The organism is Streptomyces sp. MMCC 100, assembly GCF_041538145.2.
In the GTDB taxonomy this organism is placed as follows: Bacteria; Actinomycetota; Actinomycetes; order Streptomycetales; family Streptomycetaceae; genus Streptomyces.
Genome location: NZ_JBGORK020000001.1, coordinates 5681299 through 5697733 on the forward strand (window position 1 = coordinate 5681299; position 16435 = coordinate 5697733).

Annotated in this window: 18 protein-coding genes and 1 pseudogene; 11 read left to right on the forward strand and 8 right to left on the reverse strand. The window is 73.9% G+C overall.

Features of this window, described 5'->3' with window-relative positions; all coding sequences use genetic code 11:
• The first annotated feature begins 5 nt into the window (after positions 1-5).
• The 5 genes from ABS735_RS26385 (at position 6) to dacB (ending at position 5072) form a co-directional block, all read left to right on the forward strand.
• Complete coding sequence (locus ABS735_RS26385) at positions 6-575, forward strand: hypothetical protein (protein ID WP_373903771.1); 570 nt, start codon at positions 6-8, stop codon at positions 573-575.
• Positions 572-1570, forward strand: a complete 999-nt coding sequence (locus ABS735_RS26390; protein WP_373903770.1) for an AAA family ATPase — start codon at positions 572-574, stop codon at positions 1568-1570. Before ABS735_RS26385 ends, ABS735_RS26390 begins: the two co-directional genes overlap by 4 nt.
• Positions 1567-2931: a DUF58 domain-containing protein gene (locus ABS735_RS26395; RefSeq protein ID WP_373903769.1), complete on the forward strand. Its 1365-nt coding sequence runs from the start codon at positions 1567-1569 to the stop codon at positions 2929-2931. The genes ABS735_RS26390 and ABS735_RS26395 overlap by 4 nt, the downstream gene beginning before the upstream one ends.
• Positions 2928-3596, forward strand: a complete 669-nt coding sequence (locus ABS735_RS26400) for a hypothetical protein (protein ID WP_373903768.1) — start codon at positions 2928-2930, stop codon at positions 3594-3596. Before ABS735_RS26395 ends, ABS735_RS26400 begins: the two co-directional genes overlap by 4 nt.
• Positions 3597-3716: 120 nt before the next feature.
• On the forward strand, positions 3717-5072 hold the full coding sequence (dacB, locus tag ABS735_RS26405; protein WP_373903767.1) for a D-alanyl-D-alanine carboxypeptidase/D-alanyl-D-alanine endopeptidase: 1356 nt from the start codon (positions 3717-3719) through the stop codon (positions 5070-5072).
• A gap of 65 nt (positions 5073-5137) precedes the next feature.
• Here the strand turns inward: dacB and ABS735_RS26410 are convergent, their stop codons facing one another.
• Positions 5138-5581, reverse strand: a complete 444-nt coding sequence (locus ABS735_RS26410) for an ATP-binding protein (RefSeq protein WP_373903766.1) — start codon at positions 5579-5581, stop codon at positions 5138-5140.
• 85 nt (positions 5582-5666) lie between these two features.
• On the opposite strand from ABS735_RS26410, the gene ABS735_RS26415 reads away from it, so the two are divergent.
• Positions 5667-6485, forward strand: coding sequence for a helix-turn-helix domain-containing protein (locus tag ABS735_RS26415; RefSeq protein ID WP_373903765.1), 819 nt, complete (start codon positions 5667-5669; stop codon positions 6483-6485).
• A complete protein-coding gene (locus ABS735_RS26420; protein WP_373903764.1) occupies positions 6482-6715 on the forward strand; it encodes a DUF397 domain-containing protein in 234 nt (77 codons plus the stop codon). Before ABS735_RS26415 ends, ABS735_RS26420 begins: the two co-directional genes overlap by 4 nt.
• Here the strand turns inward: ABS735_RS26420 and ABS735_RS26425 are convergent.
• Positions 6669-8177, reverse strand: a complete 1509-nt coding sequence (locus ABS735_RS26425) for a carboxylesterase/lipase family protein (protein ID WP_373903763.1) — start codon at positions 8175-8177, stop codon at positions 6669-6671. The two genes, ABS735_RS26420 and ABS735_RS26425, sit on opposite strands and share 47 nt — an antisense overlap.
• A 145-nt stretch (positions 8178-8322) precedes the next feature.
• Here ABS735_RS26425 and ABS735_RS26430 point away from each other — a divergent pair, with 145 nt between their 5' ends.
• Positions 8323-8640, forward strand: a complete 318-nt coding sequence (locus tag ABS735_RS26430) for an STAS domain-containing protein (protein ID WP_373903762.1) — start codon at positions 8323-8325, stop codon at positions 8638-8640.
• 37 nt (positions 8641-8677) lie between these two features.
• On the opposite strand, the gene ABS735_RS26435 is transcribed toward ABS735_RS26430, so the two are convergent.
• The gene (locus ABS735_RS26435) at positions 8678-9325 is read right to left on the reverse strand and encodes a ThuA domain-containing protein (protein WP_373903761.1); all 648 of its coding nucleotides are present in this window, start codon (positions 9323-9325) and stop codon (positions 8678-8680) included.
• Positions 9326-9348: 23 nt separating this feature from the next.
• A complete protein-coding gene (locus ABS735_RS26440; RefSeq protein ID WP_373903760.1) occupies positions 9349-10014 on the reverse strand; it encodes a hypothetical protein in 666 nt (221 codons plus the stop codon).
• A 65-nt stretch (positions 10015-10079) separates the two neighbouring features.
• Here ABS735_RS26440 and ABS735_RS26445 point away from each other — a divergent pair, with 65 nt between their 5' ends.
• Positions 10080-10664 carry a GNAT family N-acetyltransferase gene (locus ABS735_RS26445; RefSeq protein WP_373903759.1) on the forward strand — a complete coding sequence of 195 codons (585 nt, stop codon included), beginning with the start codon at positions 10080-10082 and terminating at the stop codon, positions 10662-10664.
• Here the strand turns inward: ABS735_RS26445 and ABS735_RS26450 are convergent.
• The 3 genes from ABS735_RS26450 to ABS735_RS26460 all read right to left on the reverse strand — a co-directional run bounded on the left by ABS735_RS26450 (position 10661) and on the right by ABS735_RS26460 (position 12990).
• A complete protein-coding gene (locus tag ABS735_RS26450) occupies positions 10661-10990 on the reverse strand; it encodes a hypothetical protein (RefSeq protein ID WP_373903758.1) in 330 nt (109 codons plus the stop codon). The genes ABS735_RS26445 and ABS735_RS26450 overlap by 4 nt on opposite strands.
• Before the next feature lie 236 nt (positions 10991-11226).
• Positions 11227-12165 carry an AraC family transcriptional regulator gene (locus tag ABS735_RS26455; RefSeq protein WP_373903757.1) on the reverse strand — a complete coding sequence of 313 codons (939 nt, stop codon included), beginning with the start codon at positions 12163-12165 and terminating at the stop codon, positions 11227-11229.
• A gap of 33 nt (positions 12166-12198) precedes the next feature.
• Complete coding sequence (locus ABS735_RS26460; RefSeq protein WP_373903756.1) at positions 12199-12990, reverse strand: copper homeostasis protein CutC; 792 nt, start codon at positions 12988-12990, stop codon at positions 12199-12201.
• 72 nt (positions 12991-13062) lie between these two features.
• Here ABS735_RS26460 and ABS735_RS26465 point away from each other — a divergent pair.
• Positions 13063-13452 (forward strand): annotated as a pseudogene (locus ABS735_RS26465) (ROK family protein); the annotation flags it as partial.
• A 19-nt stretch (positions 13453-13471) separates the two neighbouring features.
• On the opposite strand, the gene ABS735_RS26470 reads toward ABS735_RS26465, so the two are convergent.
• Complete coding sequence (locus ABS735_RS26470; RefSeq protein WP_373903755.1) at positions 13472-14644, reverse strand: YihY/virulence factor BrkB family protein; 1173 nt, start codon at positions 14642-14644, stop codon at positions 13472-13474.
• A 101-nt stretch (positions 14645-14745) separates the two neighbouring features.
• On the opposite strand from ABS735_RS26470, the gene ABS735_RS26475 reads away from it, so the two are divergent.
• The gene (locus tag ABS735_RS26475) at positions 14746-16389 is read left to right on the forward strand and encodes an acyl-CoA dehydrogenase family protein (RefSeq protein WP_373903754.1); all 1644 of its coding nucleotides are present in this window, start codon (positions 14746-14748) and stop codon (positions 16387-16389) included.
• Positions 16390-16435 lie beyond the last annotated feature (46 nt).

Below are 16435 nucleotides of genomic sequence, written 5' to 3' on the forward strand. Positions count from 1 at the left end.
AGGACATGCTCACGCTGCGTCGGCTCGGGCTGCTCGCCGGCGCGGTCGCCGGCTCGGGGGTGCTGCTCGTCCTGCTCCTCGACGGCCCCGGGGCGGCCGGCGCCCTGGTGGCCCTGGTCGTCGCCGCGGCCCTGCTCGTCGCCCGGTACGTCACCGGGGCGGGCGCCCTCGACTCCGCGTACCGGGACGAGGTGCGGCTGTTGCGGACCCGGGCCCCGGGCATGGGCGAGTGGCGACGCAACGTGAAGACCTCCACCGGTCCCGACGGCGCCCTCTACTACCGCGCGGTGCTCCGGATCGAGCTGCGCCGCCTGTACGCCGCCGCTCTCGCCGAGCACCACCACGTGTCCCTGGAACATCAGCCCGAGCGGGCCGCCGAGTTGGTCGGCCCCGAGCTGTGGCCGTGGCTGGGGCCCGTGCCGCCGGGCACCGGGCCAGGGGGCGAGGTGCCCGTCGACGTACTGCGCCGCCTCGTCGACCGCCTCGAAGCACTCGGCGCACCCCACGACCGCGACCGCGCCCCGACCCGCACCCGCACCCGCACCCCCCGTACCGGTAAGGACCAAGCGAAGTGACGACTACCTCCACGCCCCGGCTCCGCACCGCCGAGCAGGTCGGCGAGCAGGCCGGTGCCGTACTGCGCGAGATCGGCCGTGCCGTCGTCGGCAAGCAGGACGCCCTGGAACACGTGATGCTGGGTGTGCTGGCCGGCGGCCACGTCCTCGTCGAGGACCTGCCGGGACTCGGCAAGACGCTCCTGGCGCGGTCCTTCGCCACCACGCTCGGCCTGGACTTCCGCCGCATCCAGTTCACCCCCGACCTGCTGCCCTCCGACGTCACCGGTACACCGCTGTACGACCAGCGCACCGGCGAGATGGTGTTCCACCCCGGCCCGGTCTTCACGCACCTCCTGCTCGCCGACGAGATCAACCGGACGCCGCCCAAGACGCAGGCCGCACTGCTGGAGGCGATGGCCGAGTCCCAGGTGACCGTGGACGGCGAGACACGGCCGCTCGCCGACCCGTTCCTGGTGATCGCGACCGCCAACCCGGTGGAGTACGAGGGCACGTACTCCCTGCCCGAGGCCCAGCTCGACCGGTTCCAGCTACGGGTGCGGATGGGGTACCTGGCCGCCTCGGAGGAGCTGGCGATGCTGCGGGCCCGGATCGACCGGGCCGCGCCCGAGGCCGTGCTCGAGAGGCTCGCGGGACCGGACGACGTAGTGGCGTGGCGGGCCGTCGTGGAGCGCGTGGAGATCGACGACGACCTGCTGGAGTACGCCGTCGCACTGGTCGGCGCGACCCGCGGCCACCCCCAGATCAGCATCGGCGCCTCGCCGCGCGGCGGACTCGCCCTGGTCCAGCTGGCGCGCGCCCGCGCCGTGCTGGACGGACGTGACTACGTCGTCCCGGAGGACGTCAAGGACCTCGCGGTGCCCGCGCTGGCCCACCGGGTGTCGCTGCGGCCGGAGTTGTGGGTGCGCGAGATGTCCACGGACGACGTGCTGCGCGAAATAGTCGACAGCGTCGGTACGCCGACGACGCGGCGTACGGCCGCAGTGTCGTCGTGACCTCACCCGCGCCGGCGGCGGGACCGGCACCCGGGCCCCGGCCGAGCGCGGCGGTGGTCCGCGCCCTCGAGGGCCGCACCTCCCCCGCGCAGCCACCGCCCCCGCCGCCCGGCGGACCGCGTCCGGGCGAGCGCACGCTGCGCCTGCTGACCGTGGCCGCCGTGGCGCTGGCCGCGGCGCTGCTCACCGGGCGGGGGTGGCTGCTCGCGCTCGCGGCGGCGCCGTTGGTGCTGCTCGCCCTCGCGCTGCCCCGCGCCCACGCCCGCCGCATCGAGACGTCGGTGACCGTCGAGCCGATGCGCTGCTTCGAGGGCGACACGGTCACCGTCCGCATCGAGGTGGCCCACGACGGCGACGCCGTACGCCTCGACCCGGGTGTCACGCTCGGCCCCGGCCTGCGCCTCGACGAGGTGGCCGTCGGCCGGTCCGTGGTGACGCTGCACCACACGGCGCTGAACTGGGGCCGCTGGTCGCTCGGCCCGGTGGACCTCGACGTGTACGACCCCGGCGGCACCGTGCGCCGCACCGTGCGCGTCGAGGCGGCCGAGGTGTCCGTGTTCCCGCACGCCGCACAGGCGAGGTTCACCCCGATCCCGGTACGGCTGCCGCAGCGGCTCGGCGAGCACGCCTCGCCGCAGTCCGGGGAAGGCGTCGAGGTCATCGGGGTGGGGCCCTGGGTTCCCGGGGAGCGGCAGCGGCGCATCCACTGGCCGTCGACGACCCGGCGCGGTGCCGTGCAGCTGCACCGGTTCGCTGCCGAGCGGGCCGCCGACACGGTGATGCTGCTCGACGCGTTCGGGGACGTCGTCGACCCGGTGACCGGGCTGTCCTCCCTGGACGAGACGGTACGCGCCGCCGCCGGGCTCACCCGGGCCTACCTGCGCACCCACGACCGGGTGGGGGTCGTCTCGACCGGCGGCACCACCCGCTGGCTGGCGCCGGGCACCGGGGACGCGGCGTTCTACCGCATCGTCGAGAGCGTCCTCGACGTCCGCAAGGACCGCACCTTCGGCGGCGACGGGCTGGAGCGGGTCCCGCCGCCCGCGCTGCCGGAGGGTGCCCTCGTGTACGTGTTCACCCCGCTCAGCGACGCACGGATCCTGGCGGTGCTGCGGGACCTCCAGGCGCGGGGACGCCACCCCGTCGTCGTGGAGATCCCCAGCGGAGACCCTCAGGTGGAAGCCGGCGACGAGGCCGGCGAGTTGGGCCTGCGTCTGTGGCGCGCGGAGCGCGACGCGATGCGGTTCGCCCTGCGGGACAGCGGGGTGCCGGTGCTTCGGCACACCGTGGGCGAGTCATTGGATCCGGCGCTGGCGCCGCTGCTGTCGGGGCGGGCCGGCGGGAGGGGACGGGCGGGATGACGGCGCTGGACAGGCGGGGCGGCCTTCGGGAGTACTCCGGCTACTGGATCGGCACCGTGCCCGTGCGGGTGCTGGGAGTCGCGGCCGTAGTGATGGCGTGGCGGCCGTGGGCGACGGTGACCACGGCGGGGCAGGCGGTGCCGCTCGGCTGCGCGGTCGTCCTCGCGGCGTGGGCGGCGCCCTCGCCGGACCGGCGGCCTTCGCTGAACGTCTTCTGGTGGTCCCACCGGCTGCTCCGCCAACGGACCACGCTGCTCGCCGGTGCCGTCGTGGTGGTCGCGGCCTTCGGGGACCCGGCCTGGTGGGAGGGCGCCTGTGTGGTCGTGCTGCTGGTCGCCTACCTGGTGACGAGTGAGACGTGGCCGTGGCGGTGGGGGCGCGGGACCGCGCGTGCGTGGGGCGAGGCGCTCGCGGCCTGCGCGGGAGCGGGCGTCGTGGCGGCCGCCGCCGCGGTTCCGGTGAGCGGAACCGGATCCGGCCTCGGGCGGGTGATCGCCGCCGGTGCGGTGGCGGCCCTGGCGGTGGTCGGTGGCGGAACGGTGCGCGCCCGGTGGCGGGGCGATGCCCAGGAATCCCGTTTCCCGGCGCCCGAAAGGGCAACGGAATCGCCCGTACAGCGCCGGGAAGGCCCCCTTCACGAGGGCGCCGGGAAAGCCGTTCCGTAATTCGGTCGCACAACATTCACACCCCGTCAATTTCCGTCCCGGCCCTTCATATGGCGGCTGGTAGCGTGCCCAGCGCTTCACCCCCACAGAACGAAGTAACCGATCTTTGGACTTCACTTCATGACTGGTACGCCAGACGGAACCCCCACCAACACGTTCACGCCGGGCGGAGGGCGCCGGCACCGCAAGGCGAGAGTGAGCCGCATCGGCGCGCGACGGGCCCTCGTGCTCGCGATGGCCGTGCCGGTGGCCTCCGCCACCCTGGCCGGGACCTCGGCCTTCGCCGCCGACGACAACGCTCCGAAGGCGCAGGGCATCTCGGTCGACGACCTCGCCGCCGACGACGCGCAGCTGGTCAAGAACCTCAACGAGCGCCTCGCCGACGAGCGCCTGGGCACCGACGTCAGCGGCGTGGTGCTCGACGCGGACTCGGACACCGCCCTGTGGGACCACAACGGCTCCACCGCCCTCATGCCGGCCTCCAACGCCAAGCTCGCCACGGCGACCACGGCCCTGACGCTGCTGGGCGCGAACCACGAGTTCACCACGAAGGTCGTGTACGGCGAGGGCACCCTCACCCTCGTCGGCGGCGGCGACCGCACCCTCACGAGCGAGGATGTCGCCGAGCTGGCCAGGACCGCCGCCGATGGGCTCAAGGCGGCGGGCCGGACCGACGTCGAGGTCCGGGTGGACGACAGCCTGTTCGCCGACCCGAGCCTCGCCGAGGGCTGGAACGAGGGCTACTACCCCACCGAGGTCGCGCCGGTCCGTTCGCTCGTCGTCGACGGTGCCGCCGTCGAGGACACGTCGATCGACGCCGGCAGGGTCTTCGCCGAGAAGCTCGCCGCGCAGGGCATCACCGTCGACGGCGATGTCGGCCGCGCGACGGCGAAGCAGTCCGACGTACCGGTGGCACAGCACAAGTCGGCGCCGCTGTCGGACATCGTCAGGCAGATGCTCAAGACGAGCGACAACAACATCGCCGAGACGCTGCTCCGCATGACCGCCGTGGAGCTGGGCAAGCCCGGCACCTTCGAGGGCGGCACCGAGCTGGTCCGCCAGGTGCTCAGCTCGTACGGGATCTCCCTCGACAACTTCGAGATGCACGACGGCAGCGGCCTCTCCCGGGCCGACCGCATTCCGGCCGCGACCCTCGCACAGCTCCTCGACGCGATCACGGAGTCTCCCGCCCTGGGTTCGATCCTGGAGGGCCTGCCCGTCTCCGGTGAGGCCGGTGCCAGCCTCGGCCCGGAGTGGGGACGCTTCGACGACCCCGACTCCGAGTGCGCCGTCGGCAAGGTGCACGCGAAGACCGGCACGCTCACCGGTGCCATCGCCCTGAGCGGTGTCACGCGGACCGACGACGGGGACTGGCGGATCTTCTCCTTCATCGAGAACAACTCGACGGCCGACCCGAGCGACATCAAGGACGCCATGGACGGCCTCGCCGCGACCGTGAACGGCTGCTGGGCCTGACCCGTCGCACGTGACGGAGCGTGGAGATCCGGTGAAGGCCCCCGAGGGCAGACGGGCGTGCCCCGTCAGTCCGCCGGGACGACACACTCGAACCACACGACCTTGCCGGGCTCCCGCTCCGTCACGCCCCACTTGTCCGCCAGCTCCGACACCAGCAGCAACCCGCGCCCGCCCTCGTCCGACCCGTCCGGGTCCAGGGGCACCGCCGGTACGCCGTCCCCGCTGTCGTGGACCTCGGCGCGTACGCCATCCCCGCAGGGCAGCAGCCACAGCCGCAGCAGGAAGCCCCGGCCGGGCGGTACGCCGTGCAGCAGGGCGTTGGTCGCCAGTTCGCTGACACACAGCACCACGTCGTCCGCGCGCCCGCGCACGCCCCAGTCCGCGAGTGTCTCCCTCGCGAACTCCCGCGCGGCGGGGACGGACCGGCGTTCACGGCGGTAGAGGCGCTCACGTGGGGACGAGGGTGGAGTTTCACTGTTCACGTGACGAGGGTCACGCTCCGTGGTCATGATGGGACAGTGCGCATGGCCGTACAGCCGGTCTGTACGGGTGCGCGAGGGTGAACGTACGCGCACGGGTGGGGAGTTCGACCTCATGGGCACGACGACACGGAGGAACGCCTCCGCGATGAAGATGGTGGGCGCGCTGCTCGCCCTCTACCGGCAGGCGGCGGGGCACACCCAACGGTCCCTGGGCGAGCGCTTCGTCATCGGCGAGCAGCAGATCGCCTCGATCGAACAGGGCCGACGCCCACTGAAGCCGGACCTCGCCGAGCAGCTCGACGAACTCCTCCAGACCAAGGGGGCGTTGTCGACCGCGCTGAGCAAGATGCCGGAGGTGGATCTGGTTCCGTTGTGGGCGGAGGAGTTCCTGGACCGGGAGCGGGAGGCCATCGCCATCTCGTCGTACGAGAACCAGGTGCTGCCGGGTCTGCTCCAGACGGAGGCGTACGCGTGGGCGGTGTTCCGCAGCCGCGTGCCCTTCTACGACGAGGACACGATCGCCCGGCTGGCGGCGGCACGTATCGAGCGGCAGGGGATCCTTCAGGGCAAGGAGCCGCCGATCACGTGCTTCGTGGTGTGGGAGCCGGTCGTCCACGCGCCCTTTGGTGGGCGGCAGGTATGGGCAGAACAGCTCCGTCATCTTCGTGCGTGCTCCGAGCTACCCGGGCTCATGCTCCAGGTGCTGCCCTTGGACCGCGCCAGTCACGCGTCTCTCGACGGTCCGTTCGTCCTGCTCGAAACCCCCGAACACCAGCGGCTCGCCTACACGGAGAACCAGCGCGGCAGCCAACTCATCGCCGACCCCGATGAGGTGGCGATCCTTACGCAGAAATGTGCGATGCTGCGGTCTCAGGCCCTCACCCCCGAGGACACGAGGGAACTGCTGGACCGTCTCCTGGGAGAGCAATGAGCAGCACCGCACTTCGGTGGTTCAAGTCGAGCTACAGCGGCAGCGAGGGCGGCAACTGCATCGAAGTCGCCTACGAATGGCGCAAGTCCAGCTACAGCGGCGACGAAGGCGGCAACTGCGCCGAGGTCGCCCAAAAACCCACCGCCGTCCACATCCGAGACTCCAAAGCCCCGCAGGGACACGTCACCGTCGCACCAGACGCCTGGGCCGCTTTCCTCGGGGCGTGGTGACGTCGGCCTTCCACAGGTCGTACTCGGCGTCGAGCGGGCCGTAGGCCGTACGCGGGTCGCCGTCGCCGAAGATCCGTACGGGATGCGTGGCGTCCCAGGGCGCCCAGCCGGGGTCTCCGGACTCCACGAACCGCACCCACGCCCCGTGCATCGCGTCGGCCAGGGCCTGCGGAGCTCCCTCGCCCGCGAGTCGGCGGGCGTCGGGGCCGTCGCCGGAGTCGAAGACGAAGCCCAGCTCCAGGGCGTGGCAGGCGCCGAGGTCGGGGAGGTTGGACGGCCAGGCGAACTCGTAGACGTACGAGGATGCGGGCCGGGCGTCGGCCAGGCGGTGCATGGGGATGCGGAGCAGGTGGTCGGTGACCAGCTGGCCCACGGTTTCGGCGGCGCCCGCGTCGGGGCGCAGCGCGCGGTAGCCGCGTACCACCTCGTTGCCGCAGTGGCAGCGGGCGCGGGCGCCCGCGAGGGCCACCGCGCCGAGCCGGTCGACGCGTTCGAGGAGGCCGCCGGGGACCAGCCAGAGCCGGTACTCGTCGCGGGTCCAGCCCATCATGAGGTCGACGCCCGGTGCCGTGTCGCCGTCGACGAGCGCCTCCAGGGGGTCGCGGGGCAGGACGTCGCCGTCGACGACGAGGCCGAAGCCGGGGCCGCCGAGTACGGGGCTGCTGAACCTGCCCACCTCGGCCTGGGCCCGCAGCAGCTGGTCGCGGTCGGCGGCGGCGAAGGCCTCGGCGGTGGCGGGGATCTTGAGGCGGGCGGCCATGCGGCGGACCATGCGCCGCACCTTGTCGCGGTCGGAGGCTTCGGGTGCGCCGCTCTGGAGCACGGCCCGCCGGAACAGGCCCTGGGCCCGGGGTGCGGCGAGGAGTGCGCCGGTGCTGATGGCGCCCGCGGACTGGCCGGCGACGGTGACGCGGTCGGGGTCGCCGCCGAAGGCGGTGATGGAGTCCCGCACCCACTGGAGGGCGGCGATCTGGTCGCGCAGGCCGGCGTTGGCGGGGGCGTCCGGGAACAGGCCGTAGCCCTCCACACCCAGTCGGTAGTTGATCGACACGCAGACCACGCCGTCCCGGGCGAAGGTGCGGCCGTCGTAGACCGGTACGGCGGAGGAACCCCTGGTCAGGGCACCGCCGTGCAGCCAGACCAGCACCGGCAGGCGGGCGCCGGGGCCCGGCTCGGGAGTCCAGACGTTGAGGTTGAGACAGTCGTCGCCGGGGATCGCCGGGTCGGAGAGGTACCGGGCGAAGGCCTCGGAGTACGGCGGTTTCGGTGCCGTGGGGCCGAAGGAGCCCGCGTCGCGGACGCCGTCCCAGGGCTCGGGCGGCGCGGGCGGGCGGAACCGGCCCGGCCCGAAGGGGGGCGCCGCGTAGGGGATGCCGCGGAAGACGGCGACCCCGTGCTCGTACCTGCCGCGTACCGCCCCGTACACCGTCCTGACCACGGGGTTCGTCTGGCCTGACCGCATGTGCCCACCAGCCCTTCGCCGCACTCTCGTACCGCTCAAGGCACAGCGCCGCACCGAACGGATCTATTCCGGGCCGCCCCTGTCGGCAGGGTTGCGGGACAATGGAGGCCACGCATGCCCGCACCGTGCCACCGAGGAGGTTGTCGTGACGGACGACGCACCCGTAAGGATCGCCGAGGCCGACGGGCGGCACGCGGTGCTGGCCTTCTCCGGGACCCTGGACGCGCCCGCGCTGGGCGTGCTGGAGGAACTGCTCCTCGACCCGCGGCTGCGGGAACCGGGGGCCTGGACCCTGGAGATGAGCGGCCTGGAGCACATCGACCTGGCCTGCGCCTACGCGCTGTTGCGGACGGTGACCCGGGCGCCGGAGCCGGTCACCCTCACCGTCCAGGGCGCCCGCCCTGCCGTCCACCGGACGCTGCGGCAGGCGGGGCTGGACACGGTGGCCGCCTTCACGGCGTAGCAGCCGGCCCCGCCCGATCGATCATCGCGACAGGGGGTCAGGCGCGGCCGGTCGCCCAGTCGATGCCGCCGCGCAGGTGGGCGCGGAAGTCGGGGTCGGTGTAGGCGTCGGCGGCGTGGCCGAGTGCCGTGTAGAAGACGCGGCCCGTGCCCTGTTCGCGGCACCAGACCAGCGGATGGTCGTCGCCCATGCCGCCGCCCTCGTACGACGTCTCGTCGGCGCGGGCGAGGACACGGACCGAGCCGCGCGGGTTGGTGCGGAAGTCGTACCACTCGTCCGTGAACTCCCAGACGGGCGGCAGGTTCCGCGTCGCCGGGTGGTCGCGGTCCTCGACGACCACCCGGCCCGGCTGGTAGGCGGGATGCCGGTCGAAACGGGCGCCGAGCAGTTCGCCGTAGTACGGCCAGCCGTACTCGGTGCAGGCCGCCGCGTGCACCCCGACGAACCCGCCGCCCGCCTCGACGTACGCGGCGAGCCGGGCACGCCCGGCCGGGGTGAGCACGTCGCCGCTGGTGGAGAGGAGGACGACGGCGGCGTACGCGTCGAGCGGCCGTTCCAGGGCTGCCGGATCCTCGGTGTGGTCGGTCTCGTACTCCCCCAGCGTCCGTACGGCGGCGACGGCGGCCGGGATGGAGTCGTGGCGGTAGGCGGTGGTGCGGGTGCAGAGGAGCAGTCGGGGTGCCATGCCGGACGACCCTACCGACCGGGTCAGCCGCCCACGTCCACGTGGTTGTCGGGTGCGCCGTCGCCGAACCGGGGCAGGTCGCCGCGTTCGACCGGCGTGGCGGGCGCGGGATCGGCGGAGGGCAGGAGGCGGTCGGTCTCGGCGGCGTCGGGGCGGTGGGCGGCGAGGGCGGCCGCGCGCAGGACGTCGCGCGGTACGGCGTCCGTCTCGGCGGAGACGCGGACGACGTGGCCCTCCTCGGGGAGGGCGTACTCGTGGCGTCCGGCACCGGTGCGGTACCAGGCCTCGCCGTCGCGCTCGCAGGTGGTGTGCTCGCCGGACATGTCGCCGACGGGCTGCTCGGGGCAGGTGCCGGCGGTGATCGTGCCCCGTTCGACGGCGAGGCTCAGCAGCGCGTTGGTCCCGCCGTCGACCCAGGTGGCGGAGAAACCGTCGTCGCCGCGGACGCCGACGGACTGCTGGGCCAGGGTGAACCCGGGGGCCTCGGTGACGTAGACCAGCTCGGGTGCCACGCCCATCGCCTGGGCGCGGGCCGTGAGTTCGCCCCCGTCGGTGTCCGGGGCCGCGGCGGGAGCGGCGGCCGACGGGGAACCGGACGGGCGGTCGGCGTCCGCCTTCTCGGAGCCGCAGGCGGTGAGCAGCAGCGGGGCCAGCAACAGCACCGGCAGGACACGCGCGTGACGATTCATGCGGCCATCCTGCCGCACAGGAGTTCCGCGGCTCCGGCGGTTCTGTGATCGATTAGAGTCGCGGGATGCTCGAAGGAAAGTTCGAAGGAAAGCGGGTCAGGCTGCGTGCGCTGCGCTCCGAAGACGCGGAGCACCATCTGCGGTGGCGCAACGACCCCGAAGTGGTGCGCTGGGCCACGGCCGGCGACCCGTGTTTCGGCCCGGTCACGGCGGAGGCGGTCGCCCTCGGTTTCGACACCATGCTGCGGCTGAACCCGAGGGAGTCGGCCGTGTTCACGGTCGAGGACCTGGCGGGCGGCAGCGTGATCGGCATGGCCGACTACCGGGACCTGGACCCGTACGCCGGCGTGGCCACACTCGGAGTCACCATCGGCGAGCGGGAGTTCTGGGGCCTCGGCCACGGCGGTGACGCGCTGCGGCTGCTCGTGGACCACCTGTTCGGCGCGTACTGCCTCAACCGGCTGGAGCTGGACACCTGGAGCGGCAACGAGCGCGCCGTGCGTGCCTTCACCAAGCTGGGCTTCCGCGAGGAGGGCCGCCGCCGGTCGGCCGTGCTGCTGGACGGGAAGCGCTACGACAGCGTGCTCTTCGGGATGCTCCGCGAGGAATGGGCGAACCCCACGCGTGACGGCGTGAACGCGGCCGTCTAGGGGCGGTGGGCCGCGGCCGCCTTCGACAGCTTGACGGCCTGGCGCAGGCTGAGTCCGGGGGCCGCTTCGCGCAGGGTCCTGACCGCTTGGACGGAGTCGGCGGGGCCCTCGTGTCCGGCCGCGGCGAGGCGTTCGTGAACCCAGCGGGCGAACAGTTCCGCGTCGGGGGCCGCGGCGGCCTGCTCGACCAGGGCGGCGGCGCGCTCCAGTCCGGGCCGTTCCTCGGGTGTCGCCTCGGCGAGCGCCTGGCGGATGCCGTGGGCGACGACGTCCGCGTCGCGCAGGACGAGGACATTGAGTTCCGGTGGAGCGAGTCGTCCGAACATGGGGCCATGATCTACTCGATGTCCCGTGGCGTTCAACGGACTTGAGGAGCTTCTGAGGGTCCCTTCCCGCTGCTCGCCGGGGCCTGTTCCGGGTGTCCGTTTCCTTGTTGCCGGGCGGGATCCGGCTGCTGCTGGACACCGAGGACTCCGTCCTTTCGAGGGCGAGCGCGAGCCCTGGGACGAGCTCCAGAAGCGTCACGCCCGCCAGATCGCGTAGGTGGCACGCCGATCCGGTGTCACGCGGGGGCCGGGGCCCGGTACTCCTGCGGGCTGACGCCGTACACCCGCTTGAAGGCGGTGGACAGGGCGAACGCGCTGCCGTAGCCGACCCGGCGGGCGATCGCGCCGAGGGTGTCCTCGCTGTCGCGCAGCCGGTCGGCGGCCAGGGCGAGGCGCCAGCCGGTGAGGTACCCCATGGGCGGCTCGCCGACCAGGTCGGTGAAGCGGCGGGCGAGCGCGGCGCGGGACACCCCGGCCCTGGCGGCGAGGGTCGCGACGGTCCACGGGTGTGCCGGGTCGTCCTGCAGCAGCCGCAGTGCCCGGCCGACGACCGGGTCGCCCAGGGCCCGGTACCAGGCCGGCGCCGCGGCCGACGGCCGGGCGAACCAGGCCCGCAGCGCGGCGATGACCAGCAGGTCGAGGAGCCGGTCCAGGACGACCTCCTGGCCCGGCTCGTCCCGCGTGACCTCGGTCATCAGCAGGGGTGTGAGGGGGTTGTCCCACGCCTCCGAGGTGAGGGACAGCAGCGGCGGCAGGGCGTCGAGGAGCCGGCCGCCGATCTCGCCGCGGACCAGGTAGGTGCCGATGAGCAGGACCGCCTCGCCGTCGGCGCGGTCGCCCCAGGTGCGTACGCCGAGGTCCATCGAGCCGTTGAGGGGGCGCCCGTCGGGGTAGCTGCACGTGCCGCCCGGCAGGATCACCGCCTGCGGGGCGGTGGCGGGGTCGTCGGCGCAGACGTACGGGTCGGGGCCGCGCGCGATGGCCAGGTCCCCGGCACGCAGCCGCAGCCGCTCCCCCGTGTCCGGCACGATCCAGGCGTCGCCGCGGACCATCAGCATCACGGTCAGCGGCGCCCGGTCCTCGACGCGCACGGCCCACGGCGGGTCGAAACAGGCGCGGATCATGAAGGCCCCCCGGGCCCGGGGGCCCTCCAGCAGTCCGGCGAGTGCGTCCACGGTGCCAGTGTCCCGGGTCGGCCCGCGGGCCGTTCACCGAGGGGCGTCCCGGACGGCCTCCTCCCTCCGTCCGGCGGTCGCGTCCAGCGCTCCCCTCGCCTCCGCGACGACGGTGCCGTCGGTGAGGAAGTGGGTGTCCTCGTCGGCGGAGGTGCCGCCGGCGCCGAGGGGCACCCAGCCGGCCGCGCGCCGGGGCGTGGCCCGGGATTTGGCGGACAGGTGCACCGAGGTGGCGCCCGCCGCCAGCAGACCGGCGATGTCGCCGGGCCGCACTCCGCCGCCGGCGGCCACGTCGACCCCGGGGGCCGCGGCGGCCATCGTGGTGAGCACGGCGCTTCCCTCGATGGCGGTGGGCGCGCCGCCGGAGGTGAGGACGCGGCTGATGCCGAGCCCCGGCAGCGCCGCGACGGCGGCCACCGGATCGCTCGCCTGGTCCACCGCCCGGTGCAGCGTGACCTGCGCGGCGGGGTCGGTGTCCCGCGCGGCGCCGACGAGCGAGGCGAGGGCGTTCGTATCCAGGCCGCCGTCCGGGGCCAGCGCTCCGACGACGACGCCGCGGGCGCCCGCGCGCAGGGCGGTGCGCACCTCGGCCGCCATCAGGGCGACCTCTTCGGCGTCGTACACGAAGTCGCCGGGCCGGCAGCGGACGAGGACGTGGACCGGCAGCCCGGCCTCGGCGGCCGCCTCGACGGTCGCGGTCGAGGGGGTCAGGCCGCCGAGTTCGAGTCCGGTGCACAGTTCGACGCGGTCCGCCCCGTTCTCGCGGGCGGTGCGCGCGCCGGCCGGGGACACGACGGCGATCTCCAGGCCGGGACGGGCGCTCACTCGTCGGCCCCGGTCAGGGGCTGGTCGGCGGCGGGGATCAGGCGGGCGGACAGGTCCGGGTCGGCCATGGCGGGGTCGAAGGGGTACCTGGAGACGCTGGCCTCGGCCCGTTCCCTGCGGGCCCGCTACGGCGAGCGCACCGGGCGGGGACTGACCGCCCGCGAGGTGGCCGAGGCGGCCCGGGACGGGGACGCCGACGCCCACGCCGTGTACGCGGCGGCGGGCGCCGGTATCGCCCGCGCGATCGTGATGACCGCCGGCCTCGTCGACATCGGCACGGTCGTGATCGGGGGTGGTGTCAGCGGCGCCTGGACGCTGCTCGAACCACTGATCCAGGAGCGGCTCGCCGCCAAGCCGCCGATCAGCGGCCACCCCGTCAAACTGCTGCGGGCGGCCCTGGGGACCGACGCCGTGCCGCTGGGCGCGGCGGCCCGGGCACGCCACGAGCTGACCGCCCGCTGAGCCCGCCCCGGGCGGCGGACTAGGAGGCCTCCGGCTTGTCCTGGCCGTGGCCGTGGCCGTCGTCCGGGTGGGTGTGGTTGTGGTTCGCGGGCGGCGGGCTCTTCGGGTGGGTGCGCAGGCGGGCCGTGACGTCCTCGGGGGGCAGGAAGCGGGACCAGCGTTCCGGGAACTCGGAGGGCATGTCGGGGTCGCCCTCGCCGTTCGCGGAGGTGCGGGCCACGTACTCGGCCACCTGGGCCTGGCGCAGCCGTTCGTTGGCCTCGCGGGCCGCGGCGGTGGCGGCGGCCGGCCACACCCGGTCGATGGCCGCGTTGACCGCCGCGCCGACGAGCACCGCGAACGCGGACACGCCGATCCACAGCAGCACGGCCACGGGCGCGGCCAGTGAGCCGTAGATGGTCGGGCCCTCGACGGTGCTGGTGAGGTAGATGCGCAGCAGGAAGCTGCCCACCACCCACATGGCGAGGGCGACCAGCGCGCCGGGGACGTCCTCGATCCACGGGGAGCGCACGGGTACGGACACGTGGTAGAGCGTGGTCAGGAAGGCCACGGAGAGGACGATCACGACCGGCCAGTACAGGACCTGTACGACCGTCGTCGACCAGGGGACGATCCGCACCACGGCGTCCGGTCCGGCCACCATCAGCGGCAGCGCGATCGAGCCGATCAGCAGGGCCACGATGAAGAGCAGGAAGGCCATCAGGCGGGTCCTGACGATGCCCCGGACGCCGTCGAGGCCGTACATCACGGTGATGGTGTCGATGAAGACGTTCACCGCGCGGGAGCCCGACCACAGGGCGAACAGGAAGCCGATGGAGATGACGTCGGGCCGGCCGCCCTTGGTCACGTCGTCCAGGATCGGCTCGGTGATCTGCTTGACGCCCCGCTCGGAGAGCACCGCGCGGGAGGCGTCCAGGATGTTGTCGCGCAGGCTCTCGGTGGTGTCGGCGCCGATCCAGGAGTCGACGTAGCCGAGCAGTCCGAGGACGCTCAGCAGCAGGGGCGGCACCGAGAGCAGGGTGAAGAACGCGGCCTCGGCGGCGAGACCGAGGATGCGGTACTCCATGCACGAGTTGACCGTGTCCTTGAGCAACAGCCAGGCGGTCCTGCGTTTGGAGACGTTCCGGTACAGAACTCGGGCACGGTGGAGCCGGCCCGAGGGCCGTTCGGGGGAGTCACTTGCTGGCTGCACGACCTAAAGGTATCCGGCACGGGGGGTGGCACTCATCCGCGGACGCCCGGTGATCCCGGACCGGGCCCGTCGCGGTCCCGCGGCAGGGTAGGTTCACGTTCATGGCAGGCCGTACCCACACCGTGACGAATCAGGCGCCGCCGCTGACCGGCTACGACGTCTTCGCAGCCGACCGGGCCCTGACGGAGGCGGTCGAGCGGCACCTGGCGGCGGAGCAGCGCGAGGAGGCGCTGGCCGAGCTGTCGGGGACGGGCCGCGGCTGCGGGGCGCTCCAGACCCAGGAGTGGGGCGCGCAGGCCGACGCGAATCCTCCGGTGCTGCGCACACACGACCGGTACGGCCACCGCGTCGACGAGGTCGACCACCACCCCGCCTGGCACCGGCTCCTCGGCAAGGGCGTCTCGGCGGGCCTGACCGACGCCTGGTCGCGTCCGGGCGGACACGTGCGGCGTGCTGCGGGGTTGGTCATGTGGACCCAGGTGGAGGCGGGCAACTGCTGTCCGCTGTCGATGACCCACGCGGCGGTGCCGGCTCTGCGGGCCGACCCGGAGCTGGCCGCCGAGTGGGAGCCCCGGCTGACCTCCCGGGTCTACGACCGGGAGCTGCGGCCGGCCCACCTGAAGGCCGGGGTGCTGTTCGGGACGGGCATGACGGAGAAGCAGGGCGGCAGCGACGTACGGGTGAACAGCACGTCGGCGCGGCCGCTGGCCGAGGACGGGACGTACGAGCTGACCGGGCACAAGTGGTTCTGCTCGGCGCCGATGTCGGACGGCTTCCTGGTGCTGGCGCGGGCGCCCGGCGGGCTGACCTGCTTCCTGGTGCCGCGCGTGCTGGCGGACGGCACCCGCAACGTCTTCCTGATCCAGCGGCTCAAGGACAAGCTGGGCAACCGGTCCAACGCCTCCGCCGAGGTCGAGTTCGCCGGGACCTGGGCGCGCCGGGTCGGCGAGGAGGGGCGCGGGGTGCCCACCGTCGTCGAGACGGTGGCGGCGACCCGGCTGGACTGCGTGCTGGGCTCGGCGGGCCTGATGCGGCAGGCGGTGGCGCAGGCGGTGCACCACTGCGGGTACCGCGAGGCGTTCGGCGGGAAGCTGGTCGACAAGCCGCTGATGCGCAACGTCCTGGCGGACCTCGCGCTGGAGTCGGAGGCGGCGACCGCACTCGGGCTGCGGCTGGCGGCGGCCTGTGACGCCGCCGGGGAGGGCGACGAGCGGGAGCGGGCGCTGCTGCGCCTCGCGGTGCCGGCGGCCAAGTACTGGGTGACGAAGCGCTGTGCGCCGGTGGCGGTGGAGGCGGCCGAGTGCCTGGGCGGCAACGGGTACGTCGAGGAGTCCGGCCTGCCCCGGCTGGTGCGCGAGTCGCCGTCGAACTCGATCTGGGAGGGCGCCGGGAACGTGCAGGCGCTGGACGTGCTGCGGGCGCTGGAGCGGGAGCCGGCCGCGCTGGACGCGTATCTGACGGAGGTGGGCGCGGCGCGCGGGGCCGACCACCGGCTGGACGCGGCGATCCGGGGACTGCTGACGGAGCTGGCCGACCTCGCGGCCGCCGAGGGGCGGGCCCGGCTGCTGGCGGAGCGGCTGGCGCTCGTGCTGCAGGGCACGCTGCTGGTGCGGTACGCGCCGCCGGAGGTGGCCGACGCGTTCTGCGCCTCGCGGCTGGGCGGCGACGGGGGTGCGGCCTTCGGCACGCTGCCGCCGACGCTGAATCTGGCGGCGGTGGTGGAGCGGGCCCGGCCGGTGGTCTGATCCCGGCCGCGTGGCGCGGGGGTGGTGCTGCGCCGACACGGCACCA

Excerpts from the sequence above, each read along its gene's own strand:
- ABS735_RS26385 (WP_373903771.1), top strand. The coding sequence starts at position 6 with ATGCTCACGCTGCGTCGGCTCGGGCTGCTCGCCGGCGCGGTCGCCGGC.
- ABS735_RS26400 (WP_373903768.1), top strand. The coding sequence starts at position 2,928 with ATGACGGCGCTGGACAGGCGGGGCGGCCTTCGGGAGTACTCCGGCTAC.
- dacB (WP_373903767.1), top strand. The coding sequence starts at position 3,717 with ATGACTGGTACGCCAGACGGAACCCCCACCAACACGTTCACGCCGGGC.
- ABS735_RS26410 (WP_373903766.1), bottom strand. The coding sequence starts at position 5,581 with ATGACCACGGAGCGTGACCCTCGTCACGTGAACAGTGAAACTCCACCC.
- ABS735_RS26415 (WP_373903765.1), top strand. The coding sequence starts at position 5,667 with ATGGGCACGACGACACGGAGGAACGCCTCCGCGATGAAGATGGTGGGC.
- ABS735_RS26420 (WP_373903764.1), top strand. The coding sequence starts at position 6,482 with ATGAGCAGCACCGCACTTCGGTGGTTCAAGTCGAGCTACAGCGGCAGC.
- ABS735_RS26425 (WP_373903763.1), bottom strand. The coding sequence starts at position 8,177 with ATGCGGTCAGGCCAGACGAACCCCGTGGTCAGGACGGTGTACGGGGCG.
- ABS735_RS26435 (WP_373903761.1), bottom strand. The coding sequence starts at position 9,325 with ATGGCACCCCGACTGCTCCTCTGCACCCGCACCACCGCCTACCGCCAC.
- ABS735_RS26440 (WP_373903760.1), bottom strand. The coding sequence starts at position 10,014 with ATGAATCGTCACGCGCGTGTCCTGCCGGTGCTGTTGCTGGCCCCGCTG.
- ABS735_RS26445 (WP_373903759.1), top strand. The coding sequence starts at position 10,080 with ATGCTCGAAGGAAAGTTCGAAGGAAAGCGGGTCAGGCTGCGTGCGCTG.
- ABS735_RS26450 (WP_373903758.1), bottom strand. The coding sequence starts at position 10,990 with ATGTTCGGACGACTCGCTCCACCGGAACTCAATGTCCTCGTCCTGCGC.
- ABS735_RS26475 (WP_373903754.1), top strand. The coding sequence starts at position 14,746 with ATGGCAGGCCGTACCCACACCGTGACGAATCAGGCGCCGCCGCTGACC.